This is a genomic window from Paenibacillus sp. 1781tsa1 (genome assembly GCF_024159265.1).
Classification (GTDB): Bacteria; Bacillota; Bacilli; order Paenibacillales; family Paenibacillaceae; genus Paenibacillus.
Map to the genome: position 1 here is coordinate 5,724,943 of NZ_JAMYWY010000001.1, position 25,444 is coordinate 5,750,386.

The window sequence follows — 25,444 nt, forward strand, 5'->3', positions numbered from 1 at the left end:
TTAGAAGTTCTCCTGTAATTGTACTATTCGTAATCAACATCAAGCGTCAGCGCAGTGTAAACGCTACGTAAAATTTATGTAAATGATACCTCATGGCCGCAACTTTTTCCATCCCTTTACAAAGGTCAATAGACAGAGTAAAGTGAAGTACAGTGTGATTTGGTCCGGTTGCTTGTTCTCATTCCAAATATATTTGATTAAAGGAGTATATAATGAAATCCAACAAACCTAGAACGTTACAAAAAAATATAGAGTTTTTCACGGCGGCACTATCGCAATGTATGGTAAGCGCATGGCAGGAAGACCCGGCTGGCGTCTATTGCGAGGTCGGTTGTGGCATTGTAGAGCGGATCAGTGAAGACAGTGTACGCATCCGAAACAATGACGGAACGAAGAGTCATTATGCACGAGATATCACGATGTTCCAGACTGAAAAATAATTTTGCATAAATACGTAAAAAAGACTAGCTTTCCGAAACAAGGTGTTGTATACTCTTGCCACAAGGAAAGGAGGTGCGTCAACATTTCTAATGTCATGTTGAACGTGTCCCTTACCCGATCCACTAGCTCAAATTAAATGAGTCTGGTGGAGGCGCGGGATACGGATCAATGTTTCAAAAAGCGCCACGGGTAGAAAAGCCGTCTTCGGACGGCTTTTTGTTTTCTCTTTTTCTGTAGAGAGGTTGAGAAAACACCCAAAATATTGGAAATAGACCCTTTAGTAGCGTAAACCAAGATGGATATAATTAGGATGCAACTCAACCAAAATCCGAGGAGGCATCTTGTAATGTTCAAAAATGTAAGGGGTTTCAAGACATCCATCATGTTGGCTTTTGTTTTGTTATTCACCTCCATCCTGTTACCCGCAGGTCAGCATGCCAGCGCAGCACCAAGTTTCGCCAAAGGAGCCGACATCAGTTGGGTTCCCGGAATGGAAGCCCAAGGCTACAAATGGAAAGATAAAAACGGGGTACAGCGCGACATCATTGATATTTTGAAAAACGACTATCAAATCAACTCCGTTCGCATTCGGGTCTTTGTTAATCCTTCGAATGACTATGGGAACGGTTACATGAATAAGGATCGTGCGGCTACACTCGCACAACGTGCCAAGAATGCCGGCATGAGTGTAATGCTCACCCTGCACTACAGCGATTCCTGGGCAGACCCTGGTCAACAAACTAAACCTGCTGCCTGGAAAAACTATACCTTCCAACAGCTCATGGATGCAGTGTGGAATCACACACGTGATGTCATGACGGCGATGCAAAGCAAAGGCGTTACCCCGGACTGGGTACAGATCGGGAATGAAACAAGCAACGGCATGTTATGGGAAGATGGCAAAGCATCCACCAACATGAAAAACTATGCGTGGCTGGTGAACACGGGCCATAATGCAGTGAAATCCCTGAGCAGCGGAACCAAAACCATTGTGCATCTGGCAGGTGGAGATGATAACGCCCTCTATGTATGGAATATTGGTGGTCTGATTAATAACGGAGCTAACTTTGACATGATTGCCATGTCCCTCTATCCTTCAGCTTCCGGCTGGAACACCGCTGTGACAAATACGGTAAACAACGCCAAGGATATGATCAACCGTTATGGTAAAGAGATCATGATCTCCGAAATTGGCATGGACAATAACCAGGCTGCAGCTGGTAAAAGTTTTGTTGCCGCGATGAAAAATCAAATCCGCAATCTGCCAAATGGCAAAGGTAAAGGTGTATTCTACTGGGAGCCTCAGGCTACACCAGGATACAACGGTGGCTACGGCAAAGGCGCATGGCAGTCCAACATGATGCCAACGGCGGTCATGGAAGGATTTATTGACTAGAACACGGAGAGGTTAGAAGTTTGGATGGGAGCAGTGGTGGCGATCCGGTGGCGGATCGTTCTTATGATCGCTGTTATCCCCAGATTTTATGAATTCCCCTTATAGGGGGAAAATCCGGGGATAGCTTATGCTTCCGATGCAGCTTTCTTGCAGAAAGCTTTCAGGCGAACGCTCCGCTTCTTCAGAATCGATTCCGCCCCCTCCACTACGTTGCTGCTTCTATGAGGCACTTCTAAAACCGTGTGTAGGCAAATGGATTAAGTATAGTAAGGTAAAACAAGGGCAGAAGGCGCTATTCCGGTGGGAGTAGCGCCTTTTTGTGATGAAGTGCGTTGAGGTTGCAGCGTGGTGGGCGTTCCGGGGGCGGATCGTTCTTATAATCGCTGTTATCCCCAGATTTTTATGAATTCCCCTTATAGGGGGAAAATCTGGGGATAGCTTATGCTTCCGATGCAGCTTTCTTGCAGAAAGCTTTCAGGCGAACGCTCCGCTTCTTCAGAATCGATTCCGCCCCCTCCACTACGTTGCTGCTTCTATGAGGCACTTCTAAAACAGTTTCGCGATCAATCGAGGAGGGGTGCACACTCAGGCTGGAGACTGATGTTCTTTTGGCTTACATATGAATATAATAAGTCTATTGAGATAACACATAGGATCAACTTCTTATTGGAGCGGGGGAAAATGGATGAGTTTTTTAAAAGGGATAGGTCAATTGGCTGGGGAAGTTACCGGAAAAGTGTTGGGTGGCAGCGTGAGGGTTGTTGGTGAGATCGCAGGTAGCCCCTTTATCAAAGAAATCGGGAACGGCGTAGAGAAAGCTACGATCAATACAGGCAAGACCGTTGGGCAACTGGCTAGCGGGACATATGATCTGGCCAGTGGTGCAATTCGAAAAGACGATACTGCCATAGACGCAGGGCTTGCCGATATTGGAGGTGCTGTAACCACTACGGCAAAAGGTGTAGCGATATCAGCTAAGTATGTATATAACAGCGGTAAAGATGTTGTTGTGGGCATGAAAGAGGAAGATAAGGACAGAGTCAAGCTTGGTGCCAAGAATCTTTTAGCTGCTGCTGCGGTAACAACCCTCGCTGTCGGTGTCATTGATGCAGTGGATGGGCCTGAAGGTATGGATACGTAGGAATCCGGATTAGATCACCAATAACACGACAACTGCAGAAACACAACTTAGCAGAGCTACAAAAATATGTAGACAACTAAATGAGATTTTTTCAAGAACAATTCGCTGTTTCTTCTGGATAAAGCACGAGTAGACAAACACTGTCACCACAATGGGCAGATATAAATGAAGATCAGGACCATCCGTGCTCGGGAGCAATTTATTAATATATCCACCTATCGTTTCGTTGAGCATCATAAACCCATATATAATACCGATTATCGCTGAAATAGAAAACTGAAATAATGTTTGAACTACATCATTCCTTTTAAAGAACAAGCCACCTTTACGGCACAGGTCATTGACCATAATATATCTGTTGCCTCCTCGTTTTTGATTACTCTTTTTAGTTGTTACTCCTGTATTTTACCATAATGTTGATCAGCTTCCTTTTTGTTTTTTTAAGCTATCGTTCCTCATAAATAAACAAAAAAATGGCCCTGTCCACCTTATTGGCAGACAGGGCAACTATGGTGATACCAGGATAGCTCTATCTTCAGCTTACCTTAGCAAGTCGCATGGCACGCATCGATGCGGTTGCATATACGATAAGCGCAATCCAGATCAGCGCGAAACCAACGAGCAGAACTGGCGAGACCGTTTCCTTGAACACAAACACGCTTAGGATCAGCATGATTGTCGGCCCAATATACTGTACAAAACCGAGTGTGGACAACGACATCCGAGCTGCCGCCCGTGCAAAGAACAACAGCGGCAGTGCCGTCACCACGCCGGCTAGAAGTAATTCGATGAACATGGGTGCAGGCAGCGTCCATGCCGTTGCTTTTCCCACTATGGCCAAGTAGATCCAGTAGCCTAGTGCGATGGGCAGAACTACAGCGGTCTCCGAAAATAAGCCCACAGAAGCGTCTTGCTTAATCTTCTTCTTCGCCAGACCGTACAAGCCGAACGACACAGCCAGCGAAATCGCAACCCATGGGAAACGCCCGTAGTCGATGGCAATGATAAGCACCGCGACACCAGCGATGGCAATCGCGAGCCATTGTCCACGGTTTGGCTTTTCATGAAGGAAGACAACCGCCAGCAGCACATTCAGTAACGGGTTCAAATAATAGCCCAGACTTGTCTCAACCACATGACCGTTGTTAACTGCCCAGATAAAGATCAGCCAGTTAATAGCAATTAGCAGCCCACTCGCGGTAAGTGACAGCAGCGTCGAACGACTGGTCAGAATGCGCTTCATGTCACCCCAACGACGTTGGACGGCCACGAAAATTCCCATAAAGACAAATGACCAGACTACTCGGTGCGATAAAATCTCGCCTGCCGGTACATTTTCAAACAGCTTCCAATACAGCGGGAGAACCCCCCACATGATATACGCAATGATTGCGTTGATTAATCCATTATTCATAACGATATCCCCTCTTATTGCTCTAATGTCTCAACGGATTATACGCCTCCATCCTCGTTTAAGTAAAGGGGTAATAGGTCCTGCAAGCTGCCATACTCTCGTTCAGCAGACTATTCTTTGAGCAAAAGTTTCACTTTAATACAGCGAGATTATACTTTTCCCTGTTTCTTTCTTACTAACATAAAGAGGAGAAAGATCGCCGCTAATACGACTATACCTACGATATACATATCAATATCTTGCTCAAACATAAACCACATTTTGTGTTCTAGGTTTACTTGTTGTTTGGGTGGATATCCTTCCCCGAATAGTTCAGTTGCTTGATTAATATTGTTCATTTCGATGGTCGAACTGCACGGACTACTGCTCAACTCACCATTTGCCTCACTAAAGTAGATTAAGTATTTGTTACCTTCCTTGAAATCAAACCCCCAAGTATAGTTCGTTCCGATAATTAGTTGAGAGTCAACTTCAGTATTCCAACTCCTCTCAGCTTCCACTAAAATATATCTAATTTTCTCTTTTGTGCCCGTAAACCCCTCTTGCTTTAAGTCCACCTTTAATTGCTTTACTTCTCCATAAACAGCTCCAGTAGCTCTTTCTAACTCTTCTTGGGGACTTCCCGATTCGGCACATGATAAAGCGTTAACATCTTGCGCATTTGAGATAAAAAACACGACAGAGAAACAAAATATTAACGCGAGTATACGAAGCTTCAGTTTTCCCACCTTCTTCTCATCATCTTAATTCGTACATCTTTATTGACCTGTCTATAAGGGATAATGTTGCATTTTTCTTACAGCAAATTCTTTCGTCCGTTAGCTTGGACTTTCAGGTACCGTATTTCTTTTTCCATTCTTCACTCCATTTTTTAAAACTTTTCCCCGTTACTTCTTCCAATGTTTTTCCATCCAACGAATATAGTGCTCCATCTATTGCTGCATTTGGGAAGGAAGTCCCCCCTATAACTTTGCCACCACTAAGCATTATTGAAATTTTGGTTTTAGTATCGTAAAGCTTTTCCAAAGGATGGCTAGTTACTGTAAAGCTATATACCGCTATCTCCATTCCAAAGTACTGCTCCGGTTCTACTTTTTGGACTCCCCATGTCTGTCTATATGGTATCGTTTCTGTCATCCCGTAGAGTAGTTTGTCTTTGTGTAACGTGTACTTCTGAACTTGACCATCGTACGAAAAAATTTTATAACCTTGTGCCTTAACATATTCTGTCGCAGTCTTTTGATCACCGGTTACCACAGACTCATCTGCACCCAACCTCTTAACCTCATTATTACATCCAGCAATGATACAAAAAACTAGCCCCAATAAAATAATGATAGGTTTAAAATACACTACATTCCCCTCCACAACGCGCAGTAGTTATTCCTCATTTAGCAAACTAAATAAATCTTAAGATCAAAAAGCAGCCGACCCTTTTGATCAACTGCAGAATAGTGTTCATTTCTTTAACGTTTCTTGGTAACGTCACCTTGGATCTATGTTGGTTATTTTCACTCTCCTCCAACATGAAATACACCAATGACGGTTTCACCATCCTTGTCATACAGTGGAATATCATAACCATCTGGTGATCTGTTGTTCTGCATTGCAATAGCTTCTTCAGGTGTATTAGGTAGCTCGCCTTCCATGTCTTTTTTCAGCAGATATCCTTCTGTACCATCCACACCAATAGCCAAAATTAAGTCAGGTTTTGTTTCTAGAGAAGTCGCATATATGGCAGAGCCATATGTCTGTCCATTCTTATTTTTCGGATAGAGAGAATTGATGTGAATTTGATTCATCGCATTTTTAACATTTGCATACTGGGATAACCCCGAATCACTCGATTCACTAATCATTAAAACCACAAAGATCAATAGTATAATTCCTTTAGAATACATTTTCACAACTGTTCACTCCCTTATACTTTTAAGCTCGCAGAAATTCCGATTAAGAGAAGTAGTCCTCATATAATCGCATTCCAATTCCATATTTAGAATAATATAACATAGATTCAAAGGAGTAGTTGGACATTGAACGATAATAATCTAACCTGCCTAACCTTTATTGCAGAACATCCTTCTTCGATAACCTAAAAAACGGACACCGATCTGTGAAGATCAGCGTCCGTTTATATGTTCAATATGATAATTTAAAAGTGTTATTTCACTTCGCCAACAACGGTAAAGCGCTCGTTTTGATGTTGCGGATTCTCGATCTCATCCACCAAAGCAATCGCATAGTCTGCATAACTGATGTAGCTGTTGCCTTCGCTGTTGACCAGAATTACATCGTTACCAGCTTGATATTTACCTGTGCGTACACCTTCTGGATTAAAGAAACCAGCCGGGCTCAGGAATGTCCATTGAATACCAGAGGATGCTTGCAGATCCTGCAAGTTCTGACCTTGGTTCGTTGCAGTTGCTTTGTAAGCATCAGGGAATCCAGGGGATTCAAAGACACGCAATGTTTTGGACTCGTCTGTGAACAGACTTCCTGCTCCACCCACGACGATCAGACGAGTGTTTGGTGCATCTTTCAGGATGTTGATCAACGCTTGTCCTACTTCCACATGCAGGTTTTCTTTACCCGCTGGTGCACCAAATGCATTTACAACCACATCGAACGCTTTAACATCTTCAGCTGTAAGATCGAATACATCTTTCTCCAGCGTATTCAAGCTTTTATCTTCCAGTTTGGATGCATTACGAACGATCGCCGTCACTTCATGCCCTCTGTCTGCTGCTTCTTTCAAAATTACACTTCCTGCTTTGCCTGTTGCACCAATGATTGCAATGTTCATCATGATCTCTCCTTTAAATTATCAATATAGTTTATGTTTGAAATTCATATTGTAACTATAGTTGTTACAACTATGTTTGTCAACCATACAACTTTCAGTACACGCAAAAAAGCCCCTGATATCATGCCCGTGCGAAACGGATACAATTCAGAGGCTATCTATTAAAGGGATTGCAAACTGCTAAGTTTAAAACAAGATTGGGAAACCGCTGTACAACTCAGTTTCTTAACAATCCTTATCCGGCACACCCGCATCTTCCTTCGTACGGAAAGAAGATCCACAACCACAAGTAGCTACCGCGTTCGGGTTATGAATGGTGAATCTACGCTAGGCTATTCGGAAGGCTTAACGCCCGTCACTACGCGGTTTCTCGGTTACGACCGGGATTGTGAATCCGCACGACTACTTGTTAATCACGCGCCACTATGACGCATAATCTCGTTAACCGCATTCTACCCTAATAGAACCGGAGAAGTCAACGCAGTACAAATGAAATTATAAGAGAGCGCGAGTATACGGTAGATAATGAACATTGTATATTTATTTACATGTAAATATATTACATAAAAGTTTTTCCTGTTGATTAACGTTGTTTCTTCCTGATTAACTCTGATCACACATTTTACTGACTTTTAGATTATGCTCGAAAATGGAAAATCGCCAAATTTGACATTTTACCGTTTTCACTAGTCCGATTATAATTTGGGGTAATTATCCAAATCACAGGAAAATGGAGTTATTCGTTATTATCTTAAGATCCGGTCAGATTTTGAAGTGATTTCACCTTAATGTCCTATAGGTTTTATATCAAAAATTGCGCGTAATCTACTTTGTAGAAAGCATACTAAATTTACTATAATTAAGAGGCAGAAAGGGGAAAGTTAAACCAAGCTTTGAAGGGAATGAATACCTAATTCACAGTAAACTTAAATTGTCAACAGTTTTTAGTCGGCTACTAAAAGAGCTTTTCACTTTATGTTCCCGAAGTTAAACTATGTATATACTTTCGAAATGGAGGTGATGAGATGAGCACGTACGAAGCACTTACGATTATGTTGCAGTTTGGATTAGTCATAATTGGTCTACTTAATTTGACACAAAAAAAGAGGTAGCACCCCCGCCAAGAGCTGCTACCACGATGATTTTTTCAATATTTATCATAACGCTTATTGTAGATGCCTGCAAGGTCCACACAGACGCAACTCTCTCTTGAGACTGCGTCTATCCACTACATATACCATGAAGCTAACTTCAGACGATTGTGCACGGTTTAGATTAATAAACCCCGTAAGATAATTTTGCCGTCTGGATCTAGTTATAACCTGATTTGGTAGTCCGCGGAGGGGTCCTTGGGGTAGTGCCATCCTGAACCCGTCACTTCCTCACCTTCCGCATAAATATACAGTTATGTACGATTGTGGATATGTGATCATCAATCCCTCGTACACTCCGTAAACCCGCGCCACTGCTGCGTTACCTATCCATATGTATAATACCGCGTTATTCATTGCATATACATTTCCAGTCTTATACGCATACAAACCGCATAGCCGCGCAGACTAATGGCGTATATCGGCCGTAACCTACTGGCAGTTTATGCAGCCGGTCATCCGCGCAGTATGCATCGATTATGCATCGTAAACCCCGTGAGTTTCCGGAGGGGCCGTCCGCCAGGCGCCCCGTGCAGGTAATGTCGCCCTTTGTCCAGTAATAGGACGTTAAGTACTTCGCCATAAACGCAGAAAAAGCCGCGCCACCGTAGCGTTTAACCACGATGACACGGCCAATTCGTTAATTGTACGTTAGTTTACACGCGTCCGACTGCGTCAAAGAACCACGTCATATCATACGCGGATCTCAGGCGTAATCGATCGCGTGTTGTCCTCCTCCACTCTCGTTCAATTCGCGTCAATACCTTACGTAGCTCCCTATCGAAGTCTTTACGCTTGCGCCACCGATGCAGCGTACGACGATCTATCCCGATGCTATCCGCAATCTCACCGTAACTCAAGCTGCCATCCACAAGCAACGCAATTGCCCGATAATGGCGCGCATCAAGCTCAGCGACGGGCCTCCCTTTCTGCTTACTCCTTCTCATGTTGACGCCCCTTTATCGCTTCAATCCGCTGTCTCAACGCCTCGATGTCGGTAGTCTGCGGACTTGTCTGCGTCTGTACTTCGACTTTATCCGTTAACATGCCGTGTACCTGTAGCGCTAACTTCGCCATGGCCGCGGATTTGTCTTCGAGCGCCATCCGTGTTAGTGCGCCAACGAGCTCCGGCAGCTCTCCAACGTTATTACGGACAATCTGCCCCTTGAGCTCCGCAATGAACTCCGGATCTTTCTGCCACGCGTAGATAGTTGAGCGGCTCACTCCTATCTCTTCGGCAATTTTGTCAACGGAAGGACGCTCCGCTTTCGGAAGTGATAAGTGTTGAATGGCCGTGTACTGTCCTGCTGTTAGAGATCTCATATGTCCTTCTTCCCCTTTCTCTTCATAACGTACACAACAAAAAGACGAGCCGAAGCCCGCCCGGTGTGTTACATCGCCAAATCACGCGCTAATCTGCCAACGAACGTATCGTAGTCCATCCCGTTCGAGATAGTAACGCTCTGTATAACGATACTTGGCGCAGTTTTACCGCCTGTACCATTGGTGCGATAATCACGCGCCTCTTGCGAAGTGAGTACCATTTCATCTTGGTGAAGTCGCGCAGGGTAATTGTTGTATGGGACGCGATCAAGTCCGCCGGAGTAGCCCAACGTAGCGTTTGACAGGCCTCCTGATTTCCCTCCGGCTGAACCGACTCCACCAAACTCTTTCACAATTTCGAGCTCCTCGGTTGAGGTAAGCGTTTTGTTGGCTACGCTTTTTATATCAGTTGAGAAGAACTCCTTAATACCCGCGTTACTCCAGATACCTTCAAGAATAGATGCACCGACCTGGACACCGATCTTAGTCGCAGCATCAAGAATAGGCTTAGAGGCTTTCAACGCATTGCCCAACGTGTCTACCATCTTACTTGCCATATTCTTGATAATACCCGACCCAGATGAGTCATACCAAGCTTGGAAGTCTGCTGCCAGGGTATCAAAGACGTATTTAATCTTGGCCTCGATATCGGGCAGTGCTTTGAACTCCTCGTTGTTAAAAAAGTTATCTTGGAGATATGCCGTAGCCTTCTGGACCGCATTAACCGCGCCATTCACGAGCCCACCGAACGCATCCACACCCCAATCTTTAAGTGCGGCAAATTGTGGCCCCTTCAACCATGCGTTAAACTCCGCTAGAACCGGCTTGAGACTCGTTAGTGCCTCCGTACCCATCTCCCGGAACGCACGGTTAACGCCTCCGATTGCTGTGCGCCACTGTCCCATTGCAGTCTTAGATTGCGCGTCTATCAAATCGTTTGTAGCTCCGAGTTGGTCCAAGAACTTGTCGAGTTGGTCGAGTTGGTCATTGAGAGGTAGATTTTTGATCTTATTCAACGCAGAACGAGGCAGCTCGAAACGCTCCACGAGTGACACGGCATCGCCGGAGAAGAATTCCTTTAAGGCATAGGCTGCACCGGTTATTCCTTGCTCCGGGTCGATCGCTCCCAGACGTTCCGCGAGGTTAGTGGCGCGCTCAAGTTGTCGTAGATCCTTCGTAGTTGGTACGAAAGACTTACCTACGTCTAGGAAATCGTCCATGGAGTATTGACTTACGTCTGCTCTTTCTCCCAGGTAATTCAAGAATTTATCGACGTTTTGCTCTGCTTCTTTTCCAAACATTGCGGACAGGGTGATCTCCCGCATCTCGAACTGAGCGGCCGCTTCAATCGTTTTTGAGAGGAATTTGTCTGCGGTGTTTATTGCTGCAATCGCGGCTCCAATGCCGGTAACTGCCCCCGCAGCCTTTGCTGCAGATGCTCCGAAACTCAAAAGGCCCGAGCTCATGTTCCGCAGGGGCCGCGTAGCATTGTCGATAATACGCATATGTCCTACAATGTCAAAGCTCAAGTCCGGGCACCTCCTTCATCGCCGCAACTACGCGCGCTCCTGTCTTCACAGTCTTTGCGGCCTTTGCTTGCGTAAATCCCCGGTCGAAATCAGCTAGGCACCGGTCATATTCAACGAGCGCGCGGCCATACGCTTTGACTTTATGGTCTTTTGAGCGCGCCAGTCTGCCGGCCGCCATGCGAAACTCCTTAAACTGTCCGGGGAAACGCGCGGTGAACGTCCAGTCTTGCGGTTTTATATACGTAAGTATCTGTTCAATGAGCGCGAGTGTCTTGTTAACCATTTTAAAATCCAATTGATGCGTATTCATATAATCGCCTCCTTTTTAAAATAGAAAAGAGGCCTTCCGGCCCCTACTTGATAAGCAGTGATTTAAGTTTCAGATAACGTACTTGGTCATTTGCTGTCTTTGTACTTGTTGCGCGCTGATACAGGCGGCTGAGTGAGTCAAAATCATGTCTTACGTCTGAAATGTCAACGCCTGAAATATCGACTCCCTCGTTTTTAAATACAACATCTTCGTCACCTTCCAGAATATTAGTTCCGTCTTGAAGCTTGGTGATCGAGATCGTAGACTGATCTGTAGCCGGTCTCTGTTTAAACAGTACGACTGACCATGAGCCCGGAAATTTCCTATCTATACGAATGGTCTTTCCTGTTACAAACGCTCCGCCTCCGTCATCCGAAACCCATACTCCGGAAAGTGGTTCGTCTGGGTCCGGAGAGACTAAAATAACCCTAGACTCTCCGTAGAACTTCGCGTACTTATACCCCGTCGTGTCGATGTCCGTTACTCCGATACCTTTTCCTGTGACCACTTTTCTACTCATTAGATGACACCCCTCTTTTAATCTTCGTAAATAGCGCGATATTGTCTGGCGTAGGATTGATCTTCGCGTATTGTTCCGCCGCCTTGACGTCAGCCTTTGTTACGGTGCCTTCCGCGAGCTTAGTCCGGAGTTGGCTGCCGAGTACCCGGTGGTCGATGTGCGCCGTCTTCTCCCCTTCGTAATACTCGAACCGATCACGTATAAGGTGAGCGCGGACAATGTCCTCCGGATCGTTCGTTTCCTTTGCGCGCGCATCGAACCGCTCAACGTCCTTTTCGTCAGGCACCGGAACGAAGCTCACTCCGGATTCTTCGCTAAACATCAGCGCAACCGTCTCGTTATACTCCCGTTCCATGCGTTTTGCTTGGACAATTTTCTGGGGATTGCCAGGCGCCATCTTGAGCGCCTCGGTTACTGCGCTGTAATTGATTGATTGTGTTGTCATTTTTCCATCTCCTTAAATTAGAATTGCTGCGCGTCTCTGGTTATCCAATTGCTGCAAGTCGCGGTCTGTTAGCGTTGCTTGATTAAATGGACTGGCGGGACTGCTTAGGTCCGGGGATTTGGTGTTATACATGAATCTGCCCCTACCTATCCTTGCATTAAACCCCGCTGGATCAATTGTTCTAATCATCTCCCATCGTTCGTCCTCGATCTTTTTAGCGGCTGCGGCGGCCTTCTCATACGCTTGACGGTAAGCTTCTGCAGCTTGGGCGAGCTCATCGATTGCAGGATTCAGTACCGACTCAAAGTAAACCGGAGCAACGTCAGCGTTCCAAGCGGTCGCCACATCCTCCGGTGTAACCTTCAACCCTTTCGATACCGATGTCGCCTGGATTTGTGCCTCGATCCGTCGAGCTGCTCGTTGCGCGTCAGATACATTTACGTCAGCTTTATCAATCTCCGCGTCAAGGTCAACTCCATCACGAATGGACATCTCCACCAGTTCCGTATATTTTCGCTTAGCCTCTACTACTGCCTCCGTTGCCTGCGCTTGCTTGGTGTACAACTCATCCTGCTTAGCACTGTTTACCTCGCTTTGTTTTTTGAATTGATCTAACTTATCGAATTTAATCATTTGTCATTTCTCCCTGTTCGATTATTTGGATGATACGTTTGAGCCAGCGCACAAGCCGACCGCGCCATCCGGTTAACTCCGGTATTGCTGGCGCTTCTACGGAATGGCTCTCCGACGGAAACAGCTCCCGGTAAACATCCGGACTCTCCTTCACGATGCGGGAGAGCTGCGCCATGTCTAACGGGTGAACGATCTGAGCGTTAATCTCCGGATCGGCCAGCGCGTGACGGAATATCTCCCGGTCGCTCGTATGCAGGTCGAAACCTCCGCCGATCTCAGCAAACTCAACCACCTCTAGCGCAAGCTGCACCGCAAGCACCGGATCAGAGCACGGAACGATTGACGACGTTTGTAACTGACCGCGCGCATCGTATAGCTGAATATGGAGGAGCTGCGCAATGTCGTCCGCAATTATCCAGTCTGCTAGGATGAGGGGCCTCATTCAAACACCTTAATAGATACCGCGCATTCCCGGCCCTTCTTGTCCTCTCCCGTTTCGAAGGTAACGCGGGAACCCACCGGCACAATCGCGCTGTCATAGTCGGGACACTCACTTATATGAAAGAACAAACGAGACTTCCCGGCATTGATGAAGCCCCATCCGCGCTCGTCATTAAAGTGAGCTACGACGCCGGAACTGCGCTTAACTTTCGGTTGCTTAGGAGCTTTGGTAGGCGATTTCCCCAGACTCGGCCCGATCAGCGCGTTCACCTCTTCCTGCTCCTCTCCAAAAAGACCGTCCCAAACCCTATTTGCGTATCCCATTACTCAACACTCTCCTCTAAATTTTCTTCCGCAGGTTCTACCCACGAGACTTTTTTGTCTGATTTCTTACCGGTCAATCTACTTTCAAGTAACTGCCGCGCATAGCCGCGTTCCTGCTTCGTAAGTTGGTAACGGCCGAGTACGTTGCAGTGGTAATCGATTGTGTCCGCGTCAAAACAGCGGCGTAGCACCTTCGTAACGTGTTCAAAAGCTTCCCGCGCTACCTTGGCAAGCGGGTACGCATCGTACGTAAAGAAACGGCGATCGATAACGCTGCCTTCTCCGTCGACTAAGATTACGAGAACCTTCGTCTTATCCGCGCTTACATACACTTGCTGGTACACGATCATATTCATTCTGCGGCCTCCTCCTCCGGGCTCTCATGAAGCTCGTTAAAAAATGCATCCACCGCGCCAGGCACCGTCGACGCAAAGGCTAACGGAAACCTGCCTAACTCGCGGCTATTTTCCGTAGCGTGAAAGTAACCACTCCACAACGAAGACACGGCGCTTTCGAACGGCGTCATATCGGTGATAATCGGTTCTTTAGCGGTGTAGGTAACCCATCCGTCACCCGCCGTAATGACAACGGTATCGATTCCGTCCTCTTGCGTATGTTTAATTTTGGTGCATAACACGCGCTTAGTATCTTCGCTCATTCCGTTCCCTACCTCCCGTTAATTACGTGCACAATCTGTCCGCTATTGCGTGTCTTATGCGTGATTTAAGCGCACCAAAAAGAAGCCGAGGGTCATAGTTCCTCCGCTTGTTCCATGCGCTATTTCCGCGCTATTCTTCCATATTGCGTACCACTACTATTCGCTGACATTTACGCCGAGCAGCCGCCTGATTGACCTTTTCCTAGCGGATGGTACTTGGTATTGAATACCTGTAACTTTGCCCTCGCGCTCATACGTTGCCATGACGATAAAGTCAGAGTAGCTACGCTCTATTCGGCGCCATACGTCCTCACTTTCTGTATACGCGGCTAGGTTGTCGCTGTCTAATCGCCAGATTGCGTTCTCCATATCGTTCACTTCCTAAAATTAACGTTTTAAAGCGTGAAAGTCAGTGTGCAAAATAATAAGCGCCTTTTACAGCGCCAATTTGTCGGACTCCCTCGCTCTCTGAATAGCTGTTAGAACGTCTTCGCCTGTGCCGAACTTCTGTGCAATTTTAATCCGCATGTCTCGCGAAACATTACGGCGTCCGTTCTCCACATCGCTCACACACGATTGGCTGACGTTTAATACTTCGGCAAATTGCGCCTGCGTCATGCCGGCCATTACCCGGATACCGCGTACTCCTGATCCGTCCATATCACATACCTCCTTAGCTCATTTGGATTAACGCATACGTCCGAAATAATTAATCGGGAAACTTCGTCCCCTTCCCTACTTAAGCGGAAATGTGGACAGTACGAGGCTTACGACAGTCCACAAACTTCTTCGTCAAAGGCTGCTCATACATGTTGTACTTGAGAACCTCGCCCCACCAAATCGAATGATTATTGCCCTTGTACTTATTGCGATCACTCGTCCAGCCATACTCCCCGTCTAAGTACCCCGCGCCCTCTGTACCTTTCTTATCTACGAGCTGTACGGTATTCTTCCGGCCGTGCCCTTCCTTTCGTCTCTTAGCGTCAATCATATCCGCAAGCTTCTTCGCAGTTCCGTACGATTGTTCCGATCGCTCCTGCAGGTTCTCCATTTCCTGCGGATTATAGAACCCATATTCGAGCTTCGTGCGATTGCGCTCTCCTTCCAGGTCGATTGTTCCGAATCGCTTCACGCGCTCCCACATTGTTTTATATCTACGTCTGCATGTCGGCCCACAATCGAGTTGTGTTGCGCGGCCCTCAAATGGATGTAGGCACCCACGGCAGAGCTTAACGCCCATCTTCTCTGCGATATCTTCCGCGTCAGCCTCGCAGAAGATCGAGACGTTATGCTTCCGTATGAACTCCCGCGCACCTTCTCCGATTGGGTTATCTAGGTCACGGTCGCGCGGCATGTCGTACGGATCGCGCATGATAGATAAGCCGTTAACGTGGTCCTCTGCGAGAATATAGTCGGCCAGGCGCTCCAAACGTTGCTTTTCGATCTCCGTCCGGAAGCGGCCGTCACCGCCTACGTGGATATCGTAGTAATGCTCGTCATAAACCTCGGCCATAGTCTCCGTTATCTGCAAGCGTTGATCGAGTGGTTGTTTGGCGTACGTTCGATAATTGGCACGCGTCCAATTCGGGAACAGCTCGCAGTCATTACCGGAGTAGTCGTAGCGATCGACATCGGGCGTGACGATGAGTTCGAGCTTTGGGCCGGCGGTGTATTCGACTAGCTGTTTGGCTACTTCCATGAGAATCCCTCCTTGTGGTTGTTGAGCTATTTAACTTCCACGTATCGTTTGTTCTTACTCTTCTTTTTCCCCGCGCTATTAATCCCCTACATACCTTTATGCGCGTCAGAACACTGTCCCGTGAGGTTCAATGAGCGTATGCGAATTTAACCGAGCGGTAATGTTTATTCTTGTTAGTTCGTTCTTGTTAGTTCGTTCTTTTTACCTTCCCGTATTCAGGAACCGTCGCGATCCGTTTACGGGATTTAAGCCACTCCGTTTACGGGAATCGCTGGTACTTGGGCTCCCTGATTCTGCGGATAGAACAGTGGAAGGTAGAGCTTTTTCGTGTTTCCTCTCCACGGAACCATCTTCGTAATCAACAGCCCCTCGCTCTCAAGTATTTTGCAGAGAGTGGAGAGGCGGTCACCGTGTATGCCTGTTTCCTTGCGTATCTGTTTTACTGTAGGGAACGCCCACATATAGAGATCGTTCGATTCTGTACCATTCACATACGAGTGAAGATAGAGAAGAAGAAAAATCGCATCTCTCGACTTAATCTTTTCATACTTATCGCTGAGCTCTTTCAAGTGAACGCGGAATAGTGAGTGAAGAGACGGAGAATACCCGCCCCGCCCACTCTCAAGCACGTCCGCTTTCTGCTTAACCGCAATTTGTGCGAGTTCTCCGAGACTACTCATGAGCTTTGCGCCTCCTCTCTCCAATAAGTCCGCCGAAACTCTTCGTAAGTCAGCGGCTCAATCGGTTCGTATACGAGTTTATTCGCAATCCGATCCGACTTCGTGACGCGTAGCAATCCATACCGGCACAATACTTCCGTATGTTGGCGTATTTTATGCGCGGACATGCCCGTTTCTGCCGTGATATCCGCCTGCCGGAGCCATGCCATACCGTACATCGTGTGTCCCGACTTATTCTGGCGCCAAGACAGTAGATACCCGTATAGGCCCACCGTTTCCAGAGTGAACCCGTCGAGTAACGGGTACATCCGAAATAAGATATTTGGCATGCGCGCAAATCCGTCATCGTGGGCGAGTGGTTTTGTTACGTCGATTGTCATTGCGATGCTCCTTCCTCCGCAAAAGGTATATGACAAGAACAAATACACTTAGAAACATGATTTCTTCAAGAATCCCTTCACTAAATGTGATATAGTACGCGGGTTCGTCAGATAGCTTCAAATACATGTTTACACCCTCTCCTAATAAATGGTATACTTCCGTTAACCCCGGAAACGTGTGGATTAGATTAGAGATCATGCCTGATTCCCTAATTTCAGTCCCCGTGGAAGGAGGCGAGCGCATGCTAGTACATACACCGGAACTTATGTTTTGGTTGGATACGGAGATCGTTACCACGGTTCTTCGCGTCCTCGTTTGTTTCTTAGCTGCGAGACCTTTATTTCGACGTTAGTCGAGTAAGGGTCTTTCTCTTTTTAACTTGTTGCTCACGCGTCATCAATTGGTTTGTCATAATAAATCGCTCCCTTTTTCGTTTTGGTTTTATGTGAAACGGAATGTTCCGCGGAATGCCTATACTACCTTGTTGCCGGCCGATCGCGTTTCGCACAGTCAGTCGGAAATTTCGTTATATTACTTTGCTGCCGGTCAAAAGATTTTCGCACAACGCTATACTTGTATTAACGACTACCGATCGCCCTTCGCACACTTTACGAATAAATTTCTCTAAAACGTAACTACGCTCACCTCCAATCTCGGGTATATCCGTACTAACGATCCTCAATCTGGTTTGACACACTTTTCGAAATACTTTTGTATACTCGAGAATCAACCCTTACGAATATTGACGACGGCCAGTAGGATGTCGTACACCTCCCATTCGTAAAATTCTCTACATAATATATTTGGACACTGATGCGCGATTCTGGGACCGACTAATGTTAGACTACTTATTAAATATGTCTGAATTGTGAACATACTAGAGTTTTTGAAACCATTCGGAACGTACGTTCGTATAAATTTATATAACAAACGGAAGAGAGCGTGCCTGAATGCGATAGCTAATCGCCACTCTCTTCCAGCTATAGAAGCGCAGTTGCCGCTACACTCCGAATCTATGTGAAGCGATGTGCCTGAGGGAGTAGCCGCTCCCCACCGCGTTATAAGAGCTCCGGCCCGACAGTTGGCGCTGAAAGGCCGGATAAGTTACCGCACTGCATAGCGATCCAAGTTAACGTTTGGCGCCGTCAACTCAGTACAGTACGTATTCAAGGCGTGCGTCTTCTCCCCATTAGGCGTTCCCGCGCCATTAGGTTCATTGAAGGCGGTCAAGCTTGAGGTTAATGTCGCCGAGATCCTTGGTGCACATTATAATATCGAGTAAAAACTGCAGACCATTTACCTGCGTAAGTGCCGTGATAATCGTTTCTATTTGAACACGTGCGTCCATGCCTTCTACTTCATCCGCGATTATTAATCCGCCGGAATCTCCGTCTAAGTAAAGGTGATCGAGGTAAGGAGCTTTATGGACACTGCGCAACCAAATATTGCCCTCGTCGATAATAAAAATGTGACGCTCGTTCAATACGTAACCTTCGTAAAGAGTGTACACGTGGGGATTATCCCAGGGTCCCATAACCATTGACGCTAATTCGAGTTCAACTTTCGCGGCCATTAGGCGATCACTTCCTTAATTATCATGGTCAGCGCGTATACAAACTTGAGCATGCGGATGAAGTTACGTTTATATGAAGTGTTTACTTCCTCGTTGTTACGCGTAGTTGGCATATTGGTAGTTGCAATCATTGTTGTTTCCTCCTTCAATAATAAATCCGATTTCGCCGAGTTTTGCGAAACTCAGTGCGGCGACTCCTTCGGTTGTACGCGGACTCAATCCGAGAATCCGCCGCAGTGCTCCCGGCAGAATAACGAGCTGCTGTCCGGATGTGAGATGCGTTACGACGAAATTGTCACAGTGCTTCGGACTTAATTCGTATGTAATCCGCGAAGATAACGGATCGGATAAGTCTGCGATGATGCTAAGCGCTTCGAGCTCCGCCGCGGATGCCTCAACGTTGGCTGTCCGTTTAGTCCGCTTGATGCGCGGGAATACTGCGAGGAAAAGGGAGTGCGGAATGTTGCGTTCGATACCGTTAAGAGTGACGATGAAGGTTGCGGCGATTCGATCGCGTGTGTACGGAAGTGTTACCGTTGGGACGATTTTCATACTATTGTGCCTCCTTATGGGGGATAAGTTTTTGAAGTAGTTCAATCGCGCTCATGTCGCGGATACTATTAATGAAACTATGGTCAGCGACTTTTAAATCGAATATTGCGGGCTCGCCGTAAGTTGTAACGTACTCTGTTCCGTCAAAGTTTACGCATTCCATAACTGCGAGGCTAAACTCAGTGTCAACGTAAATCGCGTGATGTTCATCTATAAGCGTGCCAGCGTATTCAATCCGCCACGGTCCATCGACGTCTACGCCTTTGGTTACGATAGTGATCGGCATAATTGCGTACCTCCTTGCGTGAGTGGCGATTCGTTCGAGTACAGTGTTGCGAAAGTTGAAACTTATTATACTGTTATACGTATATTCGCTTATCTGTTAATGAGTATATACGACTTCTAGTATAGAGTCAACACTTTATTTACGCTTATCTGTATATTCGTTATAATGGGGTTTAAGGGAAGGTGTACATATGAGAAGGATTCGAATCCGCCTTAATGAAGTAATGGCAGAACGTGGGTTAACACAGACACAGCTTGCGGAGGTATCAAACGTTAGACAAGCGGCTATCTCTGAGATGTCTCGGAATATCCGCGAACAAATCAACATTAAGACGCTAATCAAAATAGCTGACGCGCTTGAGATCGACGACATATCGGAGCTTATCGTAATAGAGAAGGACTAGGAGAGCCGTTAATCATACGGTTCTTTTTTTGCGTGGTTTTGCCGTCGAATCAGCGTGTTTAAGCTTCGGTAAGGGGAACGTACCTGGACGGGCTGAACGCGGCGTTTGTACGGGGATTCGACGGGGAGAACGCGAAAGAACCGCTAACCCTGCGTGCGGGCTGCGGTTCTTTTGGATTAGTGAGGATGCTGCATACTATTTAAGGAGATATATTCTTTCCAGTTATATTTAATAAAATGACCACAAGTATTTAATAATTCATTTATCACTTGCTCTGTTTCTTCTGGATTTTCCCGAGTATAGAAGTATAACGCTAATAAATCTAACCCAGAGATTAAGCAATGATTTCGATTTGTACTATACTTCATCATTTGATCAGGAAAGACTTTTTCAACTCGTTCCTCTAAAGGAGTATCATTAAAGGCATTTACAACCAGAATACCTTTAGGTGTTCTCTCATTAGTTGAAATATATTCACTTACCCACTTTTCAAGTTGTGCAGCGTGTTTTTCTGCTGCGCTCTTTTTAACCCCCTTTACTTCCACTACTGCTACTTGATCATTATATTCTAAGATAAGATCGTCTCTCCCCGGAATTCCTTCACTAACGCTAAATCCAAGGCTTTGAAACACCCTCCCCACCATAATTTCTAACTCTGTGCCTGAACCAGCAAACAGAACCTTCAACTCTTCTAGAGATTTTAAATCAGAGCTCAGTCTCTCTATTTCATTTTCTAACATTTTTAATTCATCATTTTTTTTGGATATTTTCTCAATAACATTTTTTTCGCCAGGTACCTGTGTTAAAAGGCTCCAATCTGGAAGTGTCATCTTAGAATCTTGTTCAGATTTTAAATTAATATTCTTAACTATCTTCTTGAGCTCATCAAGAAATTCGGGTTCATCGAAAGAATTGCCCACTAGCTTCGGAATAAAAATAAGGTTTCCTTCACCTACCTTTTTGTGAGCGCTTAGATGTGTATTTGTATCTTTTATTTTTAGTAATGGCTTACCGAAATTATGTTTGTAAGATGATTCATAACACCATAATTTTTCGTATTTAGTGAATAACGGTTTTAATAGCGAGTCACCTACAAGTTCAACACTATACCCTTTGGAAATATCTGTCTTAGGATATGATGGTAACAGCGCCTCTCTTAAATCGAATGGCTCTTTTGAGGCATAATCGCTATGAGGACGTACGTAAACAGGAGGCGGAGTAAAAACAAATATAGTCCTTCCTAAATTTAAGAACTCTTCTATTTCTTTCCTTTTCCTATACAAGTCTCTTTCGAATGGTCCAAGATCATCTAAATTGATGATACCTACAGGATATTCCTTAAGTTTTTCGAAAGTATACTGGTTAACTATTTCAAGTAAATCGATGAGCAATACATCGTATTCCAGCAAAGACAATGTAGAACCAAATTTCATATTCTTACTAAAGTCCCTTGCAATACTTTTTATTTTCATAAACATTCCATCCCTCTAAGTCACATTAGTCTCATCACGCATATTTAAACGTACGAATTCCGCGCATAACGCTCATCTCCGCAAACACCGCTGACAACGAGCTCCGCGCCAACAAATACTACGATGGGCGTCCGGTCCATTTGCGGGGGACCTCATTACGCCTATTACTTCGTCTCACCTACGAGCTTAAACGTTCCGCCCTTCGACTCACCGATGTTATAATTTTGAACCGTGAGCTGTACGAAAGTGGAATCGTTCCATGCTGGCGCATCCGAAGCCGTAGCATAATAGTCTTTTACTGCTTTGATAATCCCGTCAGATTTAGCGCGCACCTCGCGATCAGAAAGTTCATAAGCACCTTTACTTTTATACGCGAGAGCCAGACTAGGCTGGTTTTCCACATCAATTACTACATTGCTAAGGTTACCGTCATCTCCCCAACTGAATCTAACTTTGTTTACGACGAAATCATCCGTAACAATTCCGTCCTCGATATCATGAGCCATCGCTGTTAAGTATGTAAGTTTGCGGTATCTTTCTTGCTCAGTGTTGAAAGCTGTTTGTGCATCTGTAGCTTTTTGTAATGCATCATTTTTCTCCGAAAGGGATACAATTTTCTCGGAAAGCTGATTAGTTTTGTTTGTTAATTCTGAATTTTGAACAAATAAATAAATGGAGGCAGAGACAGCTACAAGCGATATTCCCAATGCTATTGCGCCTAATACGTTAAGTCGCGGCTTAGGTTTGATTTCTGATAAAGTTAATTCGTCCATTATGTACCTTCTTCCCTATATTCTCGTAGTTCAATTCTACTATGTGCAGGAAGATTTTACTATATAGAAACGACAAAAAAATGCAGCCCTCAACGGAATCTCTCCCGCGAGAACTGCGCCCTCTTTTTATTCTTCGTCTTCCTCCACACTAATCTTCGTTAACCTCCTCCTCTTCGGTTCCTCGTCCGCGATCTTATTGAGCGGTGAAGTCTTCGCGTGTTCAACCTTTAAGTCATCGTTAATCAACGCAACATATCGCTTAGTCATTTCCATCGTGGAGTGGCCGAGTGTCTTTTGTACCGCGAAGGTAGATGAACCATTACGAATCGACTCCAACGCGTAGATGTGCCGCAGATCATAAGGCCGGATGTGGACGCCTATCTTCTTGCTGTGCCGCTCAAGTCTATCGCCCCATACATGACGATTCAGCGCGTTCCCTTCATTCGTACAAAATATCGGAACCTTATCCGCCCAACTCAGCGGCCGCGCACGTATTAGCCTGCCCATCGCCTTTATCGTCGCATCTGATATCGGAAGATCCCGGGACCGCCGTGTCTTCGCTGTTAACGCCGTAACGTGGATCTCGCGGGCCTTGGGACGGAAGTTGCTCGGTAACAGCGCCAGGGCTTCCGATGGCCGAATACCGGTATCTAGCGTCAATAAGATTAACGCGTAGTCACGTAGGCCGACGAATGTTGATCTATCGGGAACCTTTAGTAATTCACGGAGAACTTCGATATCAACGCTAACCCGGCGGCCTTCTTCGTAGCGCTTTTTAAGCTTAGCGATCGGGTTGTCTCGAACATAATTGTTCTCCATGCACCAATTCAGGAATGAACGCAGATACACAAGACGGCTATTGTAAGTGGCCGGCGCTATTTCAGGTTGAGCGAGATGATCGTATAACATCGATTTTAGATTATGTGGAGAATCCCAAGCCGTAGGATAGCGCGACATAAAGAGATTCATGCTCTGCCTATAATCCTTAATCGTTTGTTTACTCAACCCCTGAACTCGTTTCCAGTTAAGAAACTCATTAAGACATTCCTCCCACGTTCGGATTTTGAGCCGATCTCGTTTTCTCATCTGTCTACTCGATTCTTAATAAATTTACTCGTAGGAGAGTATTGATCGTGACTACGCCGAACATCTTCCGTATCCATTTGAATATATCTGCGCATGGTGCGAATATCAGACCATCCGCCCATCTTCTGAATAGTAAACGGATCAGCTCCGTTAATGACCATAGCTCGCGCCCATGTGTGCCGATAGACGTGCGCGGTCATCTTCTTCCCTTCAACGCCTGCCTTCTCACCGTGATACTTCAACCTCTTATTAAATTGGTTCGCCGATACTGGGTCACCGAAGCATGAAAGGAATATCCGATCCGTAGTAAAGTGTTGTCGGTTTTCCTCTATAAGCTGCAGAAGTAACTTCGCCACTGCCGCAGAGAACGGAACCATGCGCGGCTTACGGTTTTTATTGGCCTCACCGGATAAAGTAATAAACCGCGTCTGAAAATCGATGTCACCAATCCGTAGTCCGAGCATTTCAGAAACGCGGCAACCACTATCGAGCATCAACATAATGCCGACATAATCGCGAAATCCCACGAAGTCCCTACGATTCGGTTGTGCTAAGATGGCAATAATCTCTTCATCCGTCAGACAATTCGTTAAGTCTACGTCTTGGCGCAGCAACTTCACTTTGCTTATCGGATTAAACTCGATTAAGTCATCGCGCTCAAGCTGATTGAAGATTGCTTTTAGCGTGCGTATACGAATGTTAATGGTCGTATCCGATAAGCCTACACGTTGCCCCTCCGTTGGTATGTGCTTATGTCCTTCGTATCGGACCCGATCGTACTTCATATACGAAATGTGGTCCCGAATAGTGCTGACCTCGATATGCTCAATTAACGTGATATCCGGATGGAACTCGTTAAGCCATTTCACGAAGTATCCGTAATGTTTCGTGTAATCCTTAAGGGTGCTTTCGCGTAACCCCTCCACTTTCTTTGCGTTGGTTACAAAATCCAGTGCTTGCTCTAATGTGAGCTCCGGGAACAACTTTACATCACGCGCGCCGACCGGAGCACGTCGTTCTCGCTTCTTTAACGCCATAACAAAAAGACCTCCATAACGTAATTAGTACGAAACTAATACGTCATAGAGGTCGTGATTCACAACCCTGAAATGCCATTTCAAGGATTGATAACGTTCATCGTCCGGGGTTGTTAACCTACCGAAATACCTGCGCAATTCACAATCTGCACCGTTAAGGCTACCGTTAAAGGCTTGCGTCCGTCGAGCGTCCTATAACACGCTCAAACCCGCGCCAGATTAACAATCCTTATCCGGCACACCCGCATCTTCCTTCGTACGGAAAGAAGATCCACAGCCACAAGTAGCTACCGCGTTCGGGTTATGAATGGTGAAGCCACCCGACATACCGGACTCTTCAAAATCAATTTCAAGTCCGTTCAGATATTTCAGGTTTTCCTTCTCGACTACAACCTTCATGTTCTGAATATCCATATACAGGTCCTCATCGGACTCTTTATCATCAAAGCCCATGGCGTACGAAAATCCGGTGCAACCGCCCGGTGCTACGCCAAGACGCAGGAACATACCAGGTGTCTCTTGCTGTGCAAGCATCTCTTTCAATCTGTCAGCAGCCGTTTCGCTGATGTTAATCATGCCAGGTCACTCTCCTTTTTCATATAAAATCATGTTCAAAACGCTTTTCAGTACCAAGAAGATGGGATGAAGATAGAAATGGAGTAGCGGAGCGTAGGCAAAACTACGTGAGCAACTAAAATGTTTCCAAAGGAAACATACTTCGTAAGCCTCCCGCTTATTTCGGCTGAATCCCATATTCGATGCTGAGATGCCGCTAGGCATCCTTCGTAATCAAAAGTGTACTTTTTGAACAACCTTTCATTAACTCTTCTTTAAATTATACTCCACCCCGTCAAGGGTCTCAAGTCATGTTTGCCTCTTTCCGCGTTCCCCCTGTACTCCTTTTTCTTCCCAGTGTATTGAACCCCCGGGACACGAGGTTTATAATGAATAGGTGGTCGCACTGAAATGTCGT

At 45.8% G+C, this 25,444-nt stretch carries 34 protein-coding genes and 1 pseudogene; 5 read left to right on the top strand and 30 right to left on the bottom strand.

The window, feature by feature from the left end:
* Positions 1–212: 212 nt before the first annotated feature.
* From NKT06_RS25685 to NKT06_RS25695, 3 genes are all read left to right on the top strand, one after another.
* Positions 213–440, top strand: a complete 228-nt coding sequence (locus NKT06_RS25685; RefSeq protein ID WP_017692425.1) for a hypothetical protein — start codon at positions 213–215, stop codon at positions 438–440.
* Positions 441–787: 347 nt separating this feature from the next.
* The gene (locus tag NKT06_RS25690) at positions 788–1,837 is read left to right on the top strand and encodes a glycoside hydrolase family 53 protein (protein WP_421891712.1); all 1,050 of its coding nucleotides are present in this window, start codon (positions 788–790) and stop codon (positions 1,835–1,837) included.
* A 685-nt stretch (positions 1,838–2,522) separates the two neighbouring features.
* Positions 2,523–2,978 carry a hypothetical protein gene (locus NKT06_RS25695; RefSeq protein ID WP_253440631.1) on the top strand — a complete coding sequence of 152 codons (456 nt, stop codon included), beginning with the start codon at positions 2,523–2,525 and terminating at the stop codon, positions 2,976–2,978.
* A gap of 535 nt (positions 2,979–3,513) precedes the next feature.
* Here NKT06_RS25695 and rarD read toward each other — a convergent pair.
* The 6 genes and pseudogenes from rarD to NKT06_RS25725 form a co-directional block, all read right to left on the bottom strand.
* A complete protein-coding gene (gene rarD / locus NKT06_RS25700; RefSeq protein WP_253440632.1) occupies positions 3,514–4,392 on the bottom strand; it encodes an EamA family transporter RarD in 879 nt (292 codons plus the stop codon).
* Positions 4,393–4,541: 149 nt separating this feature from the next.
* The gene (locus NKT06_RS25705; protein ID WP_253440633.1) at positions 4,542–5,120 is read right to left on the bottom strand and encodes a hypothetical protein; all 579 of its coding nucleotides are present in this window, start codon (positions 5,118–5,120) and stop codon (positions 4,542–4,544) included.
* 103 nt (positions 5,121–5,223) lie between these two features.
* Entirely contained in the window at positions 5,224–5,745 is a 522-nt protein-coding gene (locus NKT06_RS25710) for a hypothetical protein (protein ID WP_253440634.1), read from the bottom strand.
* Between the two features lie 158 nt (positions 5,746–5,903).
* On the bottom strand, positions 5,904–6,299 hold the full coding sequence (locus NKT06_RS25715) for a hypothetical protein (protein WP_253440635.1): 396 nt from the start codon (positions 6,297–6,299) through the stop codon (positions 5,904–5,906).
* Positions 6,300–6,553: 254 nt separating this feature from the next.
* Complete coding sequence (locus tag NKT06_RS25720; protein ID WP_253442806.1) at positions 6,554–7,195, bottom strand: NAD(P)-dependent oxidoreductase; 642 nt, start codon at positions 7,193–7,195, stop codon at positions 6,554–6,556.
* A 225-nt stretch (positions 7,196–7,420) separates the two neighbouring features.
* Positions 7,421–7,516 (bottom strand): annotated as a pseudogene (locus NKT06_RS25725) (iron-sulfur cluster assembly accessory protein); the annotation flags it as partial.
* 704 nt (positions 7,517–8,220) lie between these two features.
* On the opposite strand from NKT06_RS25725, the gene NKT06_RS31975 reads away from it, so the two are divergent.
* Entirely contained in the window at positions 8,221–8,307 is an 87-nt protein-coding gene (locus NKT06_RS31975) for a putative holin-like toxin (RefSeq protein ID WP_367399904.1), read from the top strand.
* A 695-nt stretch (positions 8,308–9,002) separates the two neighbouring features.
* Here the strand turns inward: NKT06_RS31975 and NKT06_RS25730 are convergent.
* The 19 genes from NKT06_RS25730 to NKT06_RS25815 all read right to left on the bottom strand — a co-directional run bounded on the left by NKT06_RS25730 (position 9,003) and on the right by NKT06_RS25815 (position 19,700).
* Positions 9,003–9,293, bottom strand: a complete 291-nt coding sequence (locus NKT06_RS25730) for a phBC6A51 family helix-turn-helix protein (protein ID WP_253440637.1) — start codon at positions 9,291–9,293, stop codon at positions 9,003–9,005.
* Positions 9,280–9,669 carry a phBC6A51 family helix-turn-helix protein gene (locus NKT06_RS25735; protein WP_253440638.1) on the bottom strand — a complete coding sequence of 130 codons (390 nt, stop codon included), beginning with the start codon at positions 9,667–9,669 and terminating at the stop codon, positions 9,280–9,282. Before NKT06_RS25735 ends, NKT06_RS25730 begins: the two co-directional genes overlap by 14 nt.
* Positions 9,670–9,737: 68 nt before the next feature.
* Positions 9,738–11,198 carry a tape measure protein gene (locus NKT06_RS25740; protein ID WP_253440640.1) on the bottom strand — a complete coding sequence of 487 codons (1,461 nt, stop codon included), beginning with the start codon at positions 11,196–11,198 and terminating at the stop codon, positions 9,738–9,740.
* Positions 11,188–11,508, bottom strand: a complete 321-nt coding sequence (locus NKT06_RS25745; RefSeq protein ID WP_253440642.1) for a hypothetical protein — start codon at positions 11,506–11,508, stop codon at positions 11,188–11,190. The genes NKT06_RS25740 and NKT06_RS25745 overlap by 11 nt, the downstream gene beginning before the upstream one ends.
* Before the next feature lie 43 nt (positions 11,509–11,551).
* Entirely contained in the window at positions 11,552–12,028 is a 477-nt protein-coding gene (locus tag NKT06_RS25750; RefSeq protein WP_253440644.1) for a hypothetical protein, read from the bottom strand.
* Entirely contained in the window at positions 12,021–12,473 is a 453-nt protein-coding gene (locus tag NKT06_RS25755) for a hypothetical protein (protein ID WP_253440646.1), read from the bottom strand. The genes NKT06_RS25750 and NKT06_RS25755 overlap by 8 nt, the downstream gene beginning before the upstream one ends.
* Before the next feature lie 12 nt (positions 12,474–12,485).
* Positions 12,486–13,106 carry a hypothetical protein gene (locus NKT06_RS25760; protein ID WP_253440647.1) on the bottom strand — a complete coding sequence of 207 codons (621 nt, stop codon included), beginning with the start codon at positions 13,104–13,106 and terminating at the stop codon, positions 12,486–12,488.
* On the bottom strand, positions 13,099–13,548 hold the full coding sequence (locus NKT06_RS25765) for a hypothetical protein (RefSeq protein ID WP_253440649.1): 450 nt from the start codon (positions 13,546–13,548) through the stop codon (positions 13,099–13,101). Before NKT06_RS25765 ends, NKT06_RS25760 begins: the two co-directional genes overlap by 8 nt.
* On the bottom strand, positions 13,545–13,871 hold the full coding sequence (locus NKT06_RS25770; RefSeq protein ID WP_253440651.1) for a cold-shock protein: 327 nt from the start codon (positions 13,869–13,871) through the stop codon (positions 13,545–13,547). Before NKT06_RS25770 ends, NKT06_RS25765 begins: the two co-directional genes overlap by 4 nt.
* On the bottom strand, positions 13,871–14,227 hold the full coding sequence (locus NKT06_RS25775) for a hypothetical protein (RefSeq protein ID WP_253440653.1): 357 nt from the start codon (positions 14,225–14,227) through the stop codon (positions 13,871–13,873). Before NKT06_RS25775 ends, NKT06_RS25770 begins: the two co-directional genes overlap by 1 nt.
* Positions 14,224–14,529 carry a hypothetical protein gene (locus tag NKT06_RS25780; RefSeq protein ID WP_253440655.1) on the bottom strand — a complete coding sequence of 102 codons (306 nt, stop codon included), beginning with the start codon at positions 14,527–14,529 and terminating at the stop codon, positions 14,224–14,226. Before NKT06_RS25780 ends, NKT06_RS25775 begins: the two co-directional genes overlap by 4 nt.
* A gap of 435 nt (positions 14,530–14,964) precedes the next feature.
* On the bottom strand, positions 14,965–15,189 hold the full coding sequence (locus NKT06_RS25785) for a helix-turn-helix transcriptional regulator (protein WP_253440657.1): 225 nt from the start codon (positions 15,187–15,189) through the stop codon (positions 14,965–14,967).
* Between the two features lie 79 nt (positions 15,190–15,268).
* The gene (locus tag NKT06_RS25790; protein WP_253440658.1) at positions 15,269–16,228 is read right to left on the bottom strand and encodes a hypothetical protein; all 960 of its coding nucleotides are present in this window, start codon (positions 16,226–16,228) and stop codon (positions 15,269–15,271) included.
* 245 nt (positions 16,229–16,473) lie between these two features.
* A complete protein-coding gene (locus tag NKT06_RS25795; RefSeq protein ID WP_253440660.1) occupies positions 16,474–16,908 on the bottom strand; it encodes a hypothetical protein in 435 nt (144 codons plus the stop codon).
* Complete coding sequence (locus NKT06_RS25800; protein WP_253440662.1) at positions 16,905–17,288, bottom strand: hypothetical protein; 384 nt, start codon at positions 17,286–17,288, stop codon at positions 16,905–16,907. Before NKT06_RS25800 ends, NKT06_RS25795 begins: the two co-directional genes overlap by 4 nt.
* 1,214 nt (positions 17,289–18,502) lie before the next feature.
* Positions 18,503–18,862 carry a hypothetical protein gene (locus tag NKT06_RS25805; RefSeq protein ID WP_253440664.1) on the bottom strand — a complete coding sequence of 120 codons (360 nt, stop codon included), beginning with the start codon at positions 18,860–18,862 and terminating at the stop codon, positions 18,503–18,505.
* Positions 18,862–18,993 carry a hypothetical protein gene (locus NKT06_RS31765; protein WP_301290143.1) on the bottom strand — a complete coding sequence of 44 codons (132 nt, stop codon included), beginning with the start codon at positions 18,991–18,993 and terminating at the stop codon, positions 18,862–18,864. Before NKT06_RS31765 ends, NKT06_RS25805 begins: the two co-directional genes overlap by 1 nt.
* Entirely contained in the window at positions 18,959–19,414 is a 456-nt protein-coding gene (locus tag NKT06_RS25810) for a hypothetical protein (RefSeq protein ID WP_253440666.1), read from the bottom strand. The genes NKT06_RS31765 and NKT06_RS25810 overlap by 35 nt, the downstream gene beginning before the upstream one ends.
* A 1-nt stretch (position 19,415) precedes the next feature.
* Complete coding sequence (locus NKT06_RS25815) at positions 19,416–19,700, bottom strand: hypothetical protein (protein WP_253440669.1); 285 nt, start codon at positions 19,698–19,700, stop codon at positions 19,416–19,418.
* 190 nt (positions 19,701–19,890) lie between these two features.
* Between NKT06_RS25815 and NKT06_RS25820 the strand changes: the two genes are divergently transcribed.
* Positions 19,891–20,103: a helix-turn-helix domain-containing protein gene (locus NKT06_RS25820; protein ID WP_253440672.1), complete on the top strand. Its 213-nt coding sequence runs from the start codon at positions 19,891–19,893 to the stop codon at positions 20,101–20,103.
* Positions 20,104–20,279: 176 nt separating this feature from the next.
* Here the strand turns inward: NKT06_RS25820 and NKT06_RS25825 are convergent, their stop codons facing one another.
* The 5 genes from NKT06_RS25825 to NKT06_RS25845 all read right to left on the bottom strand — a co-directional run bounded on the left by NKT06_RS25825 (position 20,280) and on the right by NKT06_RS25845 (position 25,047).
* Positions 20,280–21,575, bottom strand: a complete 1,296-nt coding sequence (locus NKT06_RS25825) for a V-type ATP synthase subunit I domain-containing protein (protein ID WP_253440673.1) — start codon at positions 21,573–21,575, stop codon at positions 20,280–20,282.
* A 164-nt stretch (positions 21,576–21,739) separates the two neighbouring features.
* Positions 21,740–22,348, bottom strand: coding sequence for a hypothetical protein (locus NKT06_RS25830; protein WP_253440675.1), 609 nt, complete (start codon positions 22,346–22,348; stop codon positions 21,740–21,742).
* Between the two features lie 126 nt (positions 22,349–22,474).
* Positions 22,475–23,353, bottom strand: a complete 879-nt coding sequence (locus NKT06_RS25835; protein ID WP_253440677.1) for a tyrosine-type recombinase/integrase — start codon at positions 23,351–23,353, stop codon at positions 22,475–22,477.
* A gap of 77 nt (positions 23,354–23,430) precedes the next feature.
* Complete coding sequence (locus tag NKT06_RS25840) at positions 23,431–24,471, bottom strand: tyrosine-type recombinase/integrase (RefSeq protein ID WP_253440678.1); 1,041 nt, start codon at positions 24,469–24,471, stop codon at positions 23,431–23,433.
* 219 nt (positions 24,472–24,690) lie between these two features.
* Positions 24,691–25,047 carry a HesB/IscA family protein gene (locus NKT06_RS25845; RefSeq protein WP_253440679.1) on the bottom strand — a complete coding sequence of 119 codons (357 nt, stop codon included), beginning with the start codon at positions 25,045–25,047 and terminating at the stop codon, positions 24,691–24,693.
* Positions 25,048–25,444 lie beyond the last annotated feature (397 nt).

Excerpts from the sequence above, each read along its gene's own strand:
- NKT06_RS25685 (WP_017692425.1), top strand. The coding sequence starts at position 213 with ATGAAATCCAACAAACCTAGAACGTTACAAAAAAATATAGAGTTTTTC.
- NKT06_RS25690 (WP_421891712.1), top strand. The coding sequence starts at position 788 with ATGTTCAAAAATGTAAGGGGTTTCAAGACATCCATCATGTTGGCTTTT.
- NKT06_RS25695 (WP_253440631.1), top strand. The coding sequence starts at position 2,523 with ATGAGTTTTTTAAAAGGGATAGGTCAATTGGCTGGGGAAGTTACCGGA.
- rarD (WP_253440632.1), bottom strand. The coding sequence starts at position 4,392 with ATGAATAATGGATTAATCAACGCAATCATTGCGTATATCATGTGGGGG.
- NKT06_RS25720 (WP_253442806.1), bottom strand. The coding sequence starts at position 7,195 with ATGAACATTGCAATCATTGGTGCAACAGGCAAAGCAGGAAGTGTAATT.
- NKT06_RS31975 (WP_367399904.1), top strand. The coding sequence starts at position 8,221 with ATGAGCACGTACGAAGCACTTACGATTATGTTGCAGTTTGGATTAGTC.
- NKT06_RS25730 (WP_253440637.1), bottom strand. The coding sequence starts at position 9,293 with ATGAGAAGGAGTAAGCAGAAAGGGAGGCCCGTCGCTGAGCTTGATGCG.
- NKT06_RS25735 (WP_253440638.1), bottom strand. The coding sequence starts at position 9,669 with ATGAGATCTCTAACAGCAGGACAGTACACGGCCATTCAACACTTATCA.
- NKT06_RS25745 (WP_253440642.1), bottom strand. The coding sequence starts at position 11,508 with ATGAATACGCATCAATTGGATTTTAAAATGGTTAACAAGACACTCGCG.
- NKT06_RS25750 (WP_253440644.1), bottom strand. The coding sequence starts at position 12,028 with ATGAGTAGAAAAGTGGTCACAGGAAAAGGTATCGGAGTAACGGACATC.
- NKT06_RS25755 (WP_253440646.1), bottom strand. The coding sequence starts at position 12,473 with ATGACAACACAATCAATCAATTACAGCGCAGTAACCGAGGCGCTCAAG.
- NKT06_RS25760 (WP_253440647.1), bottom strand. The coding sequence starts at position 13,106 with ATGATTAAATTCGATAAGTTAGATCAATTCAAAAAACAAAGCGAGGTA.
- NKT06_RS25765 (WP_253440649.1), bottom strand. The coding sequence starts at position 13,548 with ATGAGGCCCCTCATCCTAGCAGACTGGATAATTGCGGACGACATTGCG.
- NKT06_RS25770 (WP_253440651.1), bottom strand. The coding sequence starts at position 13,871 with ATGGGATACGCAAATAGGGTTTGGGACGGTCTTTTTGGAGAGGAGCAG.
- NKT06_RS25775 (WP_253440653.1), bottom strand. The coding sequence starts at position 14,227 with ATGAATATGATCGTGTACCAGCAAGTGTATGTAAGCGCGGATAAGACG.
- NKT06_RS25780 (WP_253440655.1), bottom strand. The coding sequence starts at position 14,529 with ATGAGCGAAGATACTAAGCGCGTGTTATGCACCAAAATTAAACATACG.
- NKT06_RS25785 (WP_253440657.1), bottom strand. The coding sequence starts at position 15,189 with ATGGACGGATCAGGAGTACGCGGTATCCGGGTAATGGCCGGCATGACG.
- NKT06_RS25790 (WP_253440658.1), bottom strand. The coding sequence starts at position 16,228 with ATGGAAGTAGCCAAACAGCTAGTCGAATACACCGCCGGCCCAAAGCTC.
- NKT06_RS25795 (WP_253440660.1), bottom strand. The coding sequence starts at position 16,908 with ATGAGTAGTCTCGGAGAACTCGCACAAATTGCGGTTAAGCAGAAAGCG.
- NKT06_RS25800 (WP_253440662.1), bottom strand. The coding sequence starts at position 17,288 with ATGACAATCGACGTAACAAAACCACTCGCCCACGATGACGGATTTGCG.
- NKT06_RS25805 (WP_253440664.1), bottom strand. The coding sequence starts at position 18,862 with ATGGCCGCGAAAGTTGAACTCGAATTAGCGTCAATGGTTATGGGACCC.
- NKT06_RS31765 (WP_301290143.1), bottom strand. The coding sequence starts at position 18,993 with ATGATTGCAACTACCAATATGCCAACTACGCGTAACAACGAGGAAGTA.
- NKT06_RS25810 (WP_253440666.1), bottom strand. The coding sequence starts at position 19,414 with ATGAAAATCGTCCCAACGGTAACACTTCCGTACACACGCGATCGAATC.
- NKT06_RS25815 (WP_253440669.1), bottom strand. The coding sequence starts at position 19,700 with ATGCCGATCACTATCGTAACCAAAGGCGTAGACGTCGATGGACCGTGG.
- NKT06_RS25820 (WP_253440672.1), top strand. The coding sequence starts at position 19,891 with ATGAGAAGGATTCGAATCCGCCTTAATGAAGTAATGGCAGAACGTGGG.
- NKT06_RS25825 (WP_253440673.1), bottom strand. The coding sequence starts at position 21,575 with ATGAAAATAAAAAGTATTGCAAGGGACTTTAGTAAGAATATGAAATTT.
- NKT06_RS25830 (WP_253440675.1), bottom strand. The coding sequence starts at position 22,348 with ATGGACGAATTAACTTTATCAGAAATCAAACCTAAGCCGCGACTTAAC.
- NKT06_RS25840 (WP_253440678.1), bottom strand. The coding sequence starts at position 24,471 with ATGGCGTTAAAGAAGCGAGAACGACGTGCTCCGGTCGGCGCGCGTGAT.
- NKT06_RS25845 (WP_253440679.1), bottom strand. The coding sequence starts at position 25,047 with ATGATTAACATCAGCGAAACGGCTGCTGACAGATTGAAAGAGATGCTT.